The 14,170-nt window shown below is 58.2% G+C and carries 10 protein-coding genes; 4 read left to right on the plus strand and 6 right to left on the minus strand.

The features are described 5' to 3' along the window. Nucleotides 1–9 precede the first annotated feature (9 nt). On the plus strand, nt 10–2,112 hold the full coding sequence (locus UR504_RS11670) for a TonB-dependent siderophore receptor (RefSeq protein WP_320739707.1): 2,103 nt from the start codon (nt 10–12) through the stop codon (nt 2,110–2,112). A 63-nt stretch (nt 2,113–2,175) separates the two neighbouring features. On the opposite strand, the gene UR504_RS11675 is transcribed toward UR504_RS11670, so the two are convergent. Both UR504_RS11675 and UR504_RS11680 read right to left on the minus strand, forming a co-directional pair. Then, nucleotides 2,176–3,861: an alpha,alpha-trehalase gene (locus UR504_RS11675; protein WP_320739709.1), complete on the minus strand. Its 1,686-nt coding sequence runs from the start codon at nt 3,859–3,861 to the stop codon at nt 2,176–2,178. 102 nt (nt 3,862–3,963) lie between these two features. Further along, a complete protein-coding gene (locus UR504_RS11680; protein WP_302235286.1) occupies nt 3,964–4,920 on the minus strand; it encodes an AraC family transcriptional regulator in 957 nt (318 codons plus the stop codon). A 114-nt stretch (nt 4,921–5,034) separates the two neighbouring features. Here UR504_RS11680 and UR504_RS11685 point away from each other — a divergent pair, with 114 nt between their 5' ends. Beyond that, a complete protein-coding gene (locus UR504_RS11685; RefSeq protein WP_302235287.1) occupies nt 5,035–6,222 on the plus strand; it encodes an MFS transporter in 1,188 nt (395 codons plus the stop codon). A gap of 41 nt (nt 6,223–6,263) precedes the next feature. On the opposite strand, the gene gap is transcribed toward UR504_RS11685, so the two are convergent. Further along, a complete protein-coding gene (gap, locus tag UR504_RS11690; RefSeq protein ID WP_302235288.1) occupies nt 6,264–7,274 on the minus strand; it encodes a type I glyceraldehyde-3-phosphate dehydrogenase in 1,011 nt (336 codons plus the stop codon). A 78-nt stretch (nt 7,275–7,352) separates the two neighbouring features. Then, nucleotides 7,353–8,333 carry a GlxA family transcriptional regulator gene (locus UR504_RS11695; RefSeq protein WP_302235289.1) on the minus strand — a complete coding sequence of 327 codons (981 nt, stop codon included), beginning with the start codon at nt 8,331–8,333 and terminating at the stop codon, nt 7,353–7,355. A gap of 149 nt (nt 8,334–8,482) precedes the next feature. On the opposite strand from UR504_RS11695, the gene UR504_RS11700 reads away from it, so the two are divergent. Further along, the gene (locus UR504_RS11700) at nt 8,483–9,454 is read left to right on the plus strand and encodes a fatty acid desaturase (RefSeq protein ID WP_302235290.1); all 972 of its coding nucleotides are present in this window, start codon (nt 8,483–8,485) and stop codon (nt 9,452–9,454) included. Continuing rightward, complete coding sequence (locus tag UR504_RS11705; protein ID WP_302235291.1) at nt 9,447–10,205, plus strand: phosphate/phosphite/phosphonate ABC transporter substrate-binding protein; 759 nt, start codon at nt 9,447–9,449, stop codon at nt 10,203–10,205. Before UR504_RS11700 ends, UR504_RS11705 begins: the two co-directional genes overlap by 8 nt. Here the strand turns inward: UR504_RS11705 and UR504_RS11710 are convergent. Next, nucleotides 10,184–11,080, minus strand: a complete 897-nt coding sequence (locus UR504_RS11710; RefSeq protein ID WP_302235292.1) for a LysR family transcriptional regulator — start codon at nt 11,078–11,080, stop codon at nt 10,184–10,186. The two genes, UR504_RS11705 and UR504_RS11710, sit on opposite strands and share 22 nt — an antisense overlap. A gap of 22 nt (nt 11,081–11,102) precedes the next feature. Further along, the gene (locus UR504_RS11715) at nt 11,103–13,391 is read right to left on the minus strand and encodes an FdhF/YdeP family oxidoreductase (protein ID WP_302235293.1); all 2,289 of its coding nucleotides are present in this window, start codon (nt 13,389–13,391) and stop codon (nt 11,103–11,105) included. Between the last annotated feature and the right edge of the window lie 779 nt (nt 13,392–14,170).

Here is a 14,170-nt window from a genome sequence, read left to right on the forward strand (position 1 = left end):
GACGACATTATGAATACCTCACGTTTTACGCTATGCGCCCTGGCAGGCGCCGTCACGCTCGCACTGCATGTTCCGGCATTCGCCGAAGAATCCACTATCGTCGTCACCGGCTCAGAGCAGGGCAGCGCGCTGCCGGCCTGGACGAACAGCGCCACGAAATCGGCCGTTGCCGAAAGTAAAACGCCGCAGGTCATCACGACCGTCTCTGCGCCGGAAATTGAAAAGCGTCATGCGAATTCCGTGAATGAAATCCTGCGCTATGCTCCGGGCGTCTCAACCGAGGTGCGGGGGAATACGTCATACATGAGCGAATACAAAATTCGTGGCTTTACCGTCGACCAGGAGTTCTACAACGGGCTGCAGCTGCCCTATAACGTTACCGGCAATACCAAAGCGCGAATCGATCCGCTGTTGATTGACAGCGTTGATATCCTGAAAGGCCCCTCATCGGTACTTTACGGCGGCGGTTCACCGGGCGGGCTGGTGCATATTCAAAGCAAAAAACCGCAGCGTGAAGCCCGAACCGAAATCGGCGTTAACACCGGAAACCGTAATCTGAAAGAGGGCTATCTCGATTCAACCGGGCAGATTGCCGACAGCAACTGGAACTACCGTCTGCTGGGCAAAGCCACGGAAAACGACGATCAGCCGCACACCACCCGGTATGAAAACTACCTGGTTGCCCCGTCCGTTACCTGGCAACCCGACAGCAAAACCCGCCTCACCCTGGACGCGCTGGCGCAAAACACCCCGAGCCTGACGCCGTCTAACCCGCTGCCGCTCGCCTACCTGCGCTCAAAATACGCGGGCAAGCGCGACTACGCCGGTGATGAGTGGAGCGGTTTTAAGCAGCGTCAGTGGATGCTGGGCTACAGCTTTGAACATGAGTTCGACAGCGGCTGGGGCTTTAATCAGAAGGCTCGCTATTTTGATGTCGATACCCATCAGCGCAGCGTCTATGCAACGGGGACGGGAAGCGAGGTCTATCAGCTCAACCGCTTTGCCTACACCACGGATGAAGATCTGCAGAGCTTCAACATTGATAACCAGGTGACCAAAACCGTTGCGCTGGGCGAGTGGAAACACCACCTGCTGGCCGGGTTTGACTACCAGAAGCTGAACTCCCACTTCCACTACCGCTACGCGTCGACCACGCCGGGTATCGATATGCGGCATCCTGACTATTCGCAAATCCAGGAAAGCGCGCTGGGGCTCTATACCGCCCAGAAAAACCGCCTCAGCTATCAGCAAAACGGTTACTACCTGCAGGATCAGGTAGAGTTTGGTGGCCTCAATCTGTTGGGCAGCCTGCGCTACGACGATTACCGCTCCGTCACCACCAACTACCTGCAAAACGGTGATAAGGCCTGGGTGTCGCAGGATCGCGTCACCAAACGTCTGGGCGCGCTTTACGCCTTCGATAGCGGGATTTCGCCGTTTATCAGCTATTCCGAAGGTTTTGCGCCGGTGTCGCCGCAGGGAACGCTCGTGGCGAAAGACGTTAAGCCGACCACCAGCAAGCAGGTGGAAGGCGGGGTAAAATATCTGCTGGCCGACTACGCTACCACCTTTACCGCCTCGGTGTTTAACATCCGTCAGAAAAATGTCGTCACCTCCGATCCGGGCTTCCTGAACTATCGTCAGACCGGGGAAGTGGAATCTAAAGGGGCAGAGCTCTCCGCCATTAGCCGACCGACGGACAACCTGACGCTGATTGCTAACTATGCCTACACCCACGCGATCAACAGGGAAGATGACAAGTACAAAGGTAAACGTCCAACGCAGGTGCCGGAGAATGCCTTTAACCTCTGGGGGGATTACACCTTTGAGAACACCGCGCTGAAAGGACTGATGCTGGGAGCGGGCGCCCGCTACACCGGGCCGATGGAAATCTCTCCGGCAAACGACGCGGGTAAGCTGGGCGGCTCCACCCAGTACGATCTGGCGGCTTCATATCGGATGGGCGAGATCCTGCCTTCGCTGGCAGGGCTGACGCTTAAGGCCAGCGCGCAGAACATCACCAACAAAGAGACGCTGACCTGCTACGATGCGACCAACTGCTGGATTGGGCGTGACAGGACGTATCAGCTAGGGGCGAGTTACAGCTTCTAGGTAACTCCCTGTAAGTTCAAAATGTAGGCCGGGTAAGGCGTAGCCGCACCCGGCATTACTCCCTTACTGCGCCGTCGCTTTCACCGGCGCAGCCTCATCATTCGCCGCAGGCCGATTCTCCGGCACGCTGTCGCAAGGTTTCTCTTTCGGGCAGATTCGATCCAGCATTTTCAGCGTCACGCCGTTGCTCCAGCCGAAGCCGTCCTGCAGCGGATACTCGCCGCCGCCTCCGCCCGTACCGGTGGTCGACACGTCATACTTCTCAACCAGTTTCTTTTCCCGGTCATAAGTATGCTGAACGTTCTTCAGGAAGCGCCAGGTCACGTCCATCGAGACCTTCTCTTGCCCGTAATTCTGCAGCCCTTCCGCAGCCACCCATTGCAGGGGAGCCCAGCCGTTTGGCGCATCCCACTGCTGGCCGCTGTTTACGGTGGTGGTCGCTATCCCGCCCGGTTTCAACAGGCGCGACGAGGTTGCCGCGGCGACTTTATCGGCACGATCCTGCGCCGCCGCCTTCACGTAAAGCGGGAACAGGGCTGCGGCGGTGAGCTGATTGCGTACCTTCTTGCTCTTCAGATCGTAATCCGCGTACCAGCCCTCTTTATCATTCCACAGGTGGCTCTCGATGGCTTTCTGACGCGCCGTAGCCAGCGCTTCGTATTTACTTGCGCTGGCGGCGTCGCCGCTCTCCTGGCTTGCCCGCGCCAGCAGTTTTTCCATCTTAAACATCAGGGCGTTCAGATCCACGGGAACAATGCTGGTGGTCCGGATGGTGCCGAGCTTTTGCGGGTCGTCCATCCAGCGGGAGCTAAAGTCCCAGCCCGAGGCCGCGGCGGAACGTAAATCACGATAGATCTCGGTTGCCGGTCGGTTAGGGTTACTTTTGGCGGTATTTACATCGTCAAGCCAAGACTCCGGGCGCGGAGTGTCGCGGTCATCCCAGTAGCGGTTGAGGGTAGCGCCGTCGTCCAGCTTCACCACGCGCTTGTTGGCCTGGCCCGGCTGAAGGGCATTAACGCCGTCCATCCAGTAGGCATACTCTTTTTCCATCTGCGGACGATACTTCTTCAGCGCATCGCTGTCGTGGGTTGCCAGCAGTTCCACCATCAGCGAGAAGAACGGCGGCTGGGATCGGCTCAGGTAATAGCTGCGGTTGCCGTTGGGAATGTGGCCGAAGGTGTCAATCTCATAGGCAAAGTTATCCACCATGTCGCTGATTTTGTCCCAATGATCGCTCTCTGCCAGGCCCAGCATGGTGAAATAGCTGTCCCAGTAGTAAACCTCGCGGAAACGTCCGCCGGGCACAACGTAAGGTTTCGGTAACGGCAGAAGGGAATCCCATTTGTTGCTGGCTTTATCGGTGGTGCGCGTCAGCACGGGCCAGAGATCGTCAATGTGCTCACGTAAACTTTGTCCAGCAGGCGGAACATATTTTTCCCCTTCCGCAGGGAGCGTAAAGTTCATCTCGACAAAGTGGCGTAAGTCAAAGCTGGACTGCGTGTGCTGCATCCGGTAGTCCGCCAGAATCATCAGCGGGTCGCTTTTGGGGACGGCATCAGCAAAGGTTTTCTGATCGGGAAACAGTTTGGCGCTTTGCACATCGTTAAACAGAGGGCCCAGCAAAATATCGGGTGAGGTTGTCTGGGCTGCGGGGCTATCGTCGGCATATCCCAGTGTCGTTACGCCGAGCAGCGCGCCGCCTAGCGCAAGGGGCAAAAACGCGGGGCGTAGTGTACGAGGTCTTATCATCAGTTCGTCTCCTGTCTTCACTAAACAGCGTGACCGCTGTTGTCAATCACCTGAAAACCTTAGACGAATATTGCCCGCTTCGCGTTAAATATTGCCGGTATTTCAGACCTCTTCCGCGGTCTGGCTGGCTTCCCGCAGCGTGCCCGGCGCATGTCCAATAATGCGCTTGAATGCCCGGCTGAAGGCCGCCAGAGAGCCGTATCCCAGCCGCAGCGCGACGGTTTCAATGGGTTGATTTTCATGCCGAATGTACTGAATCGCCAGCCGCATTCTCAGCTCGCTGAGATATTTTGCCGGAGTGGTTCCCGTCGCGGCCAGAAACCGTTCGGCGAACACGGAGCGGGACGTGCCCGCTTCTTTTGCCAGATCCGCGACGCTCCAGTTCAGGCCTGGCTGCTGGTGCATGGCGTAAATGGCACGGCTCAGGCGCGGGTCGCGCAGAACCTGCACCCAGCCGGTGGCTTTACCGCAGCCGCCTTCAACCCAGCCGCGCACGATTAATGCCGCCACCACGTCGGCAAGGCGCGCAAGGATCCCGGCATACCCGGCCTGACGCGCCGCGGATTCCCGCTCCATCGCCGCCAGCAGCGGATGAATTTCCGGCCAGGTGGACATCAGCCGGCTGACCATCATCACTTCCGGCATCGCTTTGATCAGCGGCTGCATCCCGCCCAGCTCAAAATCCATGCACCCGCTGAAGATGAGGGTGTTCTCGCTTTCCGGGCAGGGCTCGCAGGTGATAGCACACACCGAGCTGCAGATAGGCTCGCTCGGGAAGGCGTTGATGGGCGTAATGGTGGCCTGCTCGTCAGAGAGCAGGGCATGGGAATTCCCGCCGGGAATAAAGAGGGCGTCGCCACCGCTCAGTTCGAACGTTGCACCGCTCTCCATGCGCAGCAGGGCGCTACCGTGGCTCACAAAATGAAACTGTGCCCGGCCGGGCGCCTGATGAAACGCGACGCCAAACGGCGCGCTGGCCTGGAACCGCCGATATTTCACGCCTGACAGACGCATGCCGCGTAAAAGTTCGCTGATCAGATCGGGTGACTGTACGGTCATGGCACAACTCCGGACGAATAATCAATAAGTGGAGATTATATGTCATAGATCGTCCAGGATGAACCTTCTATTCTTTGCGACACTAGTCACATTTTTATAACGGGAGATCAACAGATGAGTTCATGTGTCGCGGCGAGCGAGGCGGTAGCGCCTGCAAAACCCGCCTGGCGGGCCGTCTATTCACTGGGGCTGGGGGTATTTGGTTTAATTGCGGCAGAATTTCTGCCGGCGAGTTTGTTAACGCCCATGGCCGCGAGCCTGGGCGTAACCGAGGGGATGGCCGGACAGGCCGTCACCGCCACCGCGCTGGTCGCGCTGGTCACCGGGCTGCTGATTACGCCAGCCACCAAAAGTATTGACCGCCGCTGGGTGCTGATGTTTTTCTCGGTCCTGCAAATTATCTCCAGCCTGCTGGTGGCCTTTGCGCCCAACCTGCACGTCCTGCTGATGGGGCGTCTGCTGTTGGGGGTAGCCATTGGGGGATTCTGGGCGATGTCGACGGCGACCACGATGCGTCTGGTTCCGGCAGATAAAGTGCCGAAAGCGCTGGCGGTGATCTTCTCCAGCGTATCGATAGCCACGGTGGTCGCGGCGCCGCTCGGCAGCTATCTGGGAAGCCTGATCGGCTGGCGCAACGTCTTTGTACTCTGCATTCTGCCGAGCATGCTGGCGCTGCTGTGGCAGCTCTGGGTGCTGCCGTCCATGAAGCCGGAGAGCAGCGGTAGCCTGAGTACGCTGTTCCGCGTGCTGCGTCGTCCGGGAATGATCGGCGGCATGCTCGCAACCATCCTGATCTTCAGCGGCCATTTCGCCTTCTTTACCTACCTGCGTCCGTTCCTGGAGACGGTGGGACAGGCGAGCGTGGAGACCATTTCGCTGATCCTGCTGGGCTTTGGGATTGCCAACTTTGTGGGCACGTCCGTTGCAGGGCATCTGCTGGCACGCAATCTGCGCCTGACGCTGGCGCTGGTACCGTTTGCGATGGGCATTCTCGCGCTCATGATGGTCGCCTTTGGTCATCTGGCGATGCTGGACGGGCTGCTGGTCGCGCTGTGGGGCTTTGCATTTGGTCTGGTTCCGGTGGGCTGGTCAACCTGGCTTGCCACTACCGTTCCGGATGAAGCCGAAAGTGCAGGAGGGCTGCTGGTGGCCTCAATCCAGCTGGCGATAAGCGCCGGTGCGGCCGGAGGTGGGGCAGTGTTTGATCTTAACGGCGCCAGCGGCGTATTCGCGGGAAGCGGTTTCCTGCTGGTGATGGCGATGGTGATTGTGTTTATGGGTGTGAAAGTTAAAGCGGAGTGATTTTTTAGCCGGGTGAGCGTTCGTGCTACCCGGCCTCAGGTTTACAGCCCTTTCTTATCCATAAAGACCGCCAGATCCACCAGGCGGTTAGAGAAGCCCCACTCGTTGTCATACCACGCCAGGATCTTCACCATGTTCCCGCCAATCACCAGCGTGGAAAGCCCGTCGATAATTGAGGAGCGTGGGTCGCCCTGGTAGTCGCTGGAAACTAGCGGTTCATCGCTATAGCCCAGAATGCCTTTAAGAGGCCCGCTGGCGGCCGCGTTGCGGAACGCGTCATTCACCTCTTCGGCGGTTACGTTACGGCTCAGCGTTACCGTTAAATCCACAATCGACACCACCGGCACCGGCACGCGCAGGGAGTACCCGGTCAGTTTGCCGTCAAGGGAAGGGATCACTTTCCCAAGCGCTTTCGCCGCACCGCTTGAATAAGGCACAATCGACAGCGCCGCCGCGCGTGCGCCGCGCAGATCTTTTTCCGGCTGATCGTGCAGCGCCTGGCTGTTGGTGTAGGCGTGCGTCGTGTTCATCAGGCCATGCTCAATTCCGAACTGCTGGTGCAGCACCTGAGCGGCCGGCGCCAGACCGTTCGTGGTGCAGCTCCCGTTGCTTACCACCGCGTGTTTGGCGGGATCGTACTGCTCATGGTTGACGCCCATCACAATCGTCAGATCGTCGTTTTTCGCGGGAGCGGAAATGATGACGCGCTTAGCGCCGCCGTGGGTGATATGCACCGCCGCTTTCTCCCGTTCAGTGAAGAAGCCGGTGGCCTCAATCACCACGTCTACTCCAGCTTCACGCCACGGGATATTCGCCGGATCGCGTTCGCTAAATACGGCGATCCGCTGGCCGTCTACCTGCAGCGCACCGTCACCCGCTTCAACGGGCGCTGGCAGTTTGCCCAGAAGGGAATCATGTTTCAGCAGATGGGCGAGGGTTTTACTGTCCGTCAGATCGTTAATGGCCACAATCTGCAGATCCGGGTTGCCCAGCGCCGCGCGCAGGAAATTACGTCCGATACGGCCGAAACCGTTAATACCGACCTTAACCATGGTGCACTCCTTATCTCTGTTGTCTGGAGTCACTGTAGGCGTCGGGCCGGTTGGCGTAAATGACAAAAAAGGATCAGATTACGCCATCTTGCGGCAGTGGAAGCGCTGGCGGTACTCGCCGGGCGTGAGGTGAAGCTGTTTCTCAAAGATGCGGCGCAAGTTAATGCTGGTGCCAAACCCGCTTTGCTCGGCAACGCGCTCAAGGGAGTCATGGGTCTGCTCAAGCAGCTGACGGGCCGCGGCCAGGCGCGCTTCGGTCACATAGCGGGCGGGAGAGACTCCCGCGTCGCGGGTAAACACGCGGGTGAAGTTACGCGGGCTCATTGCCGCTTTCTCGGCCAGATTTTCCACGCACAGATCGGCGGTGAGGTTCTGCAGGATCCAAGTTTGCAGTTCGCCTATCGGACCGGATGTGCCGGGCTGCTGAAGGCTGTAGCGGCTGAACTGCAGCTGCCCGCCGGGACGGCGCAGGTACATCACCATATCCTGCGCGACGTCGCGGGCGAGGGTAAATCCGTAATCGTCCTCTACAAGCGCCAGGGTCAGATCGAACCCGGAACTGACGCCGCCGGAGGTCCAGATGGGGCCGTCCTGAATGTACAGCGGGCCGCCTTCGACCCGGATTGACGGGTACTGTGTCTGCATTGTCTCCAGCAGCCGCCAGTGGGTGGTCGCGCGGCGACCGTCCAGCAGGCCGGTCTGGGCCAGCAGCATCGCGCCGCCGCAGATAGAGGCTACCCGCCGGGCGTGCGGCGCAGCGAGGTGCAGCCAGTCAACCACCGCCGTGCTCTCCTGCTCGTTCATGCCGCGCCCGGTGATGATAATGGTATCCAGCGGTTCACGCGGATCCAGCTCCGGCAGGCGATAGTCCGCCAGCAAATTCAGGCCGGACTGGCCGTGGATCACCTGGTGAGGCTGCGTGGTGGCGATGATAATCCGGTAGCGGGGCTGCGCAAGCCCTTCCGGATGCAGCCGGTTGGCCTGCATCAGAATGTCGGCGATACCGGCGGCTTCAAACAGCATGCCGCCGTCGGGAACAATAATCAGGATCTTTTTCATGTCCTGAAAAGTACCTTTATTGCAGAATAAGTCAAGGAGCGCATGACCCCCACGTTTCTGGCAAAGCAAAGCGATTAATGTTCTTTGTTATTTCAGGCGTTTTCCCCGATCGTCAGAGAATTATCTCTGGCGAAACGGCGTCTGAAGGAATGAGTCAACGAAGCTCCCTCTATTTACATCCGCAACAACGCGAACAAATCCGCCACCACGCATCGGGTTTTTTATGGCGAAGCGAGCTGCCCACGTGGCTGCTGATTATCACTATTTATGCAGGCTGGTTTACCACGCTGGCGTTCTGGCAAACGCTGGGCCTGCTGCCCGCCACGCTGCTGCTCATCGGGTTTACCGCCTGGTACATGTCGCTGCAGCATGAGCTGATCCACGGGCATCCCACCCGTTTTGCCTGGCTGAACCAGCTGTTTGGCACGCTCCCGCTGGCGGTCTGGTATCCGTACGGCCTGTACCGGGACTCCCATCTCGCCCATCATCGGCACCATAGCCTGACCCATCCGGTGGATGACCCGGAGTCGTACTATTTTACCGACGAGAGCTGGGCGCGCTTTTCTCCCTGGCAGAAACGGCTTATCAGGGCGCGGAATACCTTTGCCGGACGGCTGATGCTGGCACCGCTGCTGGATATCCTTCAGACGCTGGGCAGCGCCGCGGCGGCATTTCGTCACCTTCACCTGCGCGCAATGACGATGTGGCTGGTTCACCTTTTGCTGCTGGTGGCACTCTTCGCCTGGATGGCGCATACCGGTTTTTCTCCCTTCTGGTTCGTGCTGGCGGTCAGCTATCCGGCGCTGGCGCTGACCAAGGTCCGATCGTTTTTCGAGCATCGCGCGGCGGACGATCCGCTGGCGCGCTCCGTCATTAACGAGGCCGGGCTGTTCTGGCGGATACTGTTTTTGAATCTCAACTACCATTCAGTACATCACGATCTGCCGGGCGTGCCCTGGTACGGGCTGAAGGCCATCTACCAGCAAAACCGGGAGGCGTACCAGCAGCGAAACCACGGTTTTCTCGTCAGGGGCTATGGTGAATGGCTGCGTCAGTTCTGGGGCAGGCCCGTTGACGTCACCGTTCACCCAGGAAAACAACAGGGGGAAGGGTATGAGTAACCTGCTGGCGTTTCCCATGTATGCTGTGGATCGCGCCGACACCCTTGCGCTCTGGCTGGCGGTAAAAGGGCTGCTGGCTGCGCGCGGTGTGTCCGTCGATCGCGATCCCGGCTGGCCGGAGTCCGATCTGCTGACCCACTGGCGACAGCCTGCGCTTGTCCTCAGCCAGACCTGCGGTTATCCGCTGGTCACGCAGCTTCCGGACGTGCAGGTGGTCGGCTGTTTTCACTACGCGGCCCCGGGCTGCGAAGGGTTCCAGTACCGCAGCTTTCTGGTGGTGCGCGAGGAGGATCGCCACCTCACGCTGGCGGATTTTCGCGGACGTCGTGCGGTATGTAATTCTCCGGATTCGCAGTCCGGCTACAATGCGCTGCGAAAAATAGTCGCTCCCCTGGCGGGCAACGGTCCATTTTTCGCGCAAACGTCCTTCAGCGGCAGCCATCGCCAGTCGCTGATCGATGTCAAACGCGGGGCAGGGGATATCGCGGCCATCGACTGCGTGACATGGGCGTTACTGCAGCGTCACGAGCCGGAAAGACTGACGGGGCTGGCGGTGATTGACCATACCCCTCTGACGCCGGGGCTGCCGCTCATTACCTCGCCTCACGCCTCGCCTGAGACCCTGAACGCCCTTCGCGATGCGCTCCGCGCGCTGGTGAGTTTGCCGGAATATCGGGCCGTGCGCGGCGCGGTGCTGATTGACGGTTTTAGCGTGGTGACGCGCCAGGCCTACGCCTCATTGTTGGCGTGATAAATCTCCTGCGCGTCGGTAAAACAGCGCAGCGCCAGCGAGGAGACGGGCTTTTGCCTGCGCATAATCAGGCCGACAGGGGCCTCAATGTTCGCGTCGGCGATGGGGACAATCCTGAAATTACTGTTCAGATCTTCCAGACCGTTATTCAGCGGCATCACGGCGCAGCATACGCCGCTTTGCACCGCCTGGATGATCTGAAACGTGGAGTCGCTCTCGAAAACGGACGCCGGTTCGATGCCTGCAGACTTAAAGCTGGCCTCCATATGCGCCCGGTAATGCATCCCTTTAGTCAGAAACCCCAGCGGAAAATCTGTCAGATCGCGCCAGGTCAACGTCTCCTGGCCGAGCTGGAAATGGCGGACGTCGTGCAGCAGGCCCATCTTGGTTTTGGGTAGCTGGATAATATCGAACAGGCTGGTGTCGAAGCTGTTGAGGTAGCAAATTCCCAGCTCAAGCTGATTGCGGCTGACGCCGTCGGCAATCTGTGCGGAGGACATGGAATAGAGGCTGTAGGTCAGCTCCGGATATTTTTGGGTCAGCAGGCGAATAAAGATCATCGGATCCACGCTCGCCAGCGGCACCATCCCGAGACGTAGTTCGCCCACCACCTGGCCTTTGCACAGCGCCGCTTCCGCCTGCAGCCCGTCGTGCGCGGCCAGCAGCGCGCGTGCCCACGCGAGTATGCGTTCACCCTCCGGCGTAAACCCTTCAAAGCGCTGTCCTCGAACAATCAGCACCAGCCCCAGCTCCTCTTCCAGGCTGCGGATGCGCATGGAGAGGGTCGGCTGGGTGATGTTGCACTGCGAGGCCGCCTTGCCAAAATGGCGGGTCTCGTCGAGCGCGATTAAATATTTTAACTGTTTAATATCCATCTTTTTCTCTGCGCGAACTACCTTACAGCATGCGGATCTCTTTAGAGCGCAGGGTGATGCGAACCGGAACGGATTTATACGACGGCGTACCGCTGTCCTTATCCAGATAATCCAGCGGTACCAGCACGTTGGCCTCCGGATAATAGGCGCCGACGGTGCCCGGCGCGATGTTGTACGCCACCACGGTAATATCTTTCAGACGCTGAACGCTGCCGGGGAGGGCGGTTTCGATATCCACGCGGTCGCCATGTTCCAGGCCTGACAGCGCCATGTCGTCCTCGTTCATGAACAACACGTCGCGGCGGCCAAACACGCCGCGGTAGCGGTCGTCCAGAGCGTAAATGGTGGTGTTGTACTGGTCGTGGCTGCGCAGCGTGATCAGGCGCAGAACGTGCTCACCTTCGCCGCTGGCGTTCTCGTGAACGCCGTCGAACACCGAGAACATCGCTTTTCCCGTCGCCGTTGGCCAGATGCGTTGCGTGGGCGGCAGCGGCATGCGGAAGCCGCCGGGAACGCGGATCCGCGCATTGTAGTTCTCAAAGCCCGGGATGGTCTGCTCGATCAGATCGCGGATGCGGTCGTAATCCTCAACCAGCATCAGCCAGTCCACGCGGGTTTCCGGCAGCGTGGCTTTCGCCATGCCGGCGACGATAGCGGGTTCCGAACGGAGCAACGGCGAGGCGGGCTTCAGCTTGCCGGATGAGGCATGCACCATCGACATGGAATCTTCGACGGTAATGGACTGACGACCGGTGGCCTGGAGATCCAGCTCGGTGCGGCCGAGGCACGGAAAGATAAAGGTCTCTTTGCCCACCAGAAGATGAGTGCGGTTGAGCTTGGTCCCGACGTGCACGCTCAAGTCCAGGTTACCCATCGCCGGAAAACCACGTTCGTGATCGGGCATCGCCACCGCAAAATTACCCCCGAGGCAGATGAGCGCCTTCGCGCGGCCGTCGATCATCGCCTGCGTGGCCTGCACCGCATCGTGTCCATGGTGAGACGGCGGCTCAAAGCCGAAAACGTCCTTCAGACGGTTCAGGAAGGCCGGCGTGGGTTTCTCGCTAATCCCGACGGTACGGTTCCCCTGAACGTTTGAATGACCGCGCAGGGGGCATATTCCCGCACCGGGCTTGCCAATATTCCCGCGCAGCAGCAGCAGGTCCGCAATCAGGCGGACGTTCGCCGTGCCTTTATTGTGCTGGGTAATGCCCATCCCGTAGGTGATGATGGTGGCATTCGATTTCGCATAGGCCTCGGCTACCGTTTTGAGGGCCGCCTGACTGAGACCTGACTCCCGCTCGATCTCGTCCCAGCGGGTCTGTGCGATATCGGCGGCGAAGTCCTCAATGCCCTGGGTGTGTTCGGCAATAAATGCATGATCCAGCATGCCACCGCGCTCGGCCTCCATTTCGAGAAGGTGTTTGGCAATGCCTTTCAGCGCGGCGGCATCGCCTCCGGCCTTCACCTGGAAATAGGTTGAGGCAATATCCGTAGAGCCGTAAGTTGCCATTTCAATCACGCTTTGCGGATCGGCGAAACGTTCGAGGGCGCGCTCGCGCAGCGGGTTAAAGACGATAATCGGCACGTTGCGGCGGGCCAGCTCGTGGAGGGTGCCCATCATTCGCGGATGGTTCGTGCCGGGGTTGTGACCGATGGAGATAACCAGCTCGGTCTTGTCGAAATCATCCAGCGACACGGTGCCTTTCCCGATGCCAATCGAACGCGGCAAGCCGACGCTGGTGGCCTCGTGACACATATTAGAGCAGTCGGGGAAGTTGTTGGTGCCGTATTCGCGAGCGAACAGCTGGAACAGATAAGCCGCTTCGTTAGAGGCCCGCCCGGAGGTATAGAACTCAACCTGGTCCGGTTCAAGCCCGCGCAGCACTTCGCCGATGCGTTCAAACGCCTCGTCCCAGGCGACGGGCCGGAAGGTATCGGTTGCCCGGTCATAGCGCAGGGAATGCGTGAGTCGACCGTAACCTTCCAGCTCAAAGTCCGATTTTGCCAGCAGCGAGGAGACGCTGTTTTCGGCCAGAAACGCGGGGGTAACGCGTTTGCTGGTGGCTTCCCAGGTCACCGCTTTGGCGCCGTTCTCGCAGAACTGGAAGGTCGATTTGTGTTCTTTATCCGGCCACGCGCAGCCCGGGCAGTCAAAGCCGTCAGGCTGGTTGGTGCGCAGCAGCGTCGCGGGGGCATCAAGGGTATCCATTTGGGTACGTACTGCAATGGCCGTCGCTTTCAATGCGCCCCAGCCGCCGGCAGGACCGTCATAGTGTCTGATACCCGGCACCGAGCGTCTTTTCTTGTTCATACCCACTCCTGATTTGTTCGGTCACACAACGTCTGAACCCCTAAAAGCGCTGCAAAGAACGATAAGCGAAAGCAATGACGACCGGATGGCGACGCGCGTGCGGTACGAAAAGATGCTTTAACTTAAATTCTTTTTATTACAGTTGTTTATAGGGTCTGGTGTTGAAACATTTAAAGAAATTATAACGATTTTTTATCATTTTAATAATAAATCTTATCTATCGCATGGTAAGCAAGATAGATGGGGCGAGCAGGAGAGGATGTAGCACCAATAAAGTTTCGAATGAAGCCTTTGAGCGGTGGTAATAAAAAAAATCACTGCTGGCGGGCTATCGCGGGCATTTTCGGCTGCGATAAGGTCAGGAAGGTTAATTCAGGCTTAATGATTAATGGATAAAATTTAGGCCTGACGGGACAAATGCCATAACGAGAAATATAAAGTTATTTTTAGTCGTGAAATTAACGTTCTGCAACCTAAGTGAAATAGTTACATTCGACTCTTAGAGTCCGATCGATATTAAAGATACCCTGTCAGTGCAACAAATAATTCATCCTTGATATATTCTGCTGACCTCATCAATACGCAAATTCTACTAATTATGGTAGTGGCGATAATAGCAGTATTGCGTTAATAAAAGTATTTCTCTTTTGTTTTATTTGTATATAAAACAGAAAGTTGCAGTGTTTTTTGGTAGGAAAATAAGAGAGTTTAGGCCATGCCGGGTTTTTTCATAGGATTAATCCTATAATTTTCCGACTGCTTCATTTAGCAACAGTTAC

Source organism: Enterobacter sp. 241F3 (assembly GCF_034106785.1).
Taxonomy (GTDB): Bacteria; Pseudomonadota; Gammaproteobacteria; order Enterobacterales; family Enterobacteriaceae; genus Enterobacter; species Enterobacter vonholyi.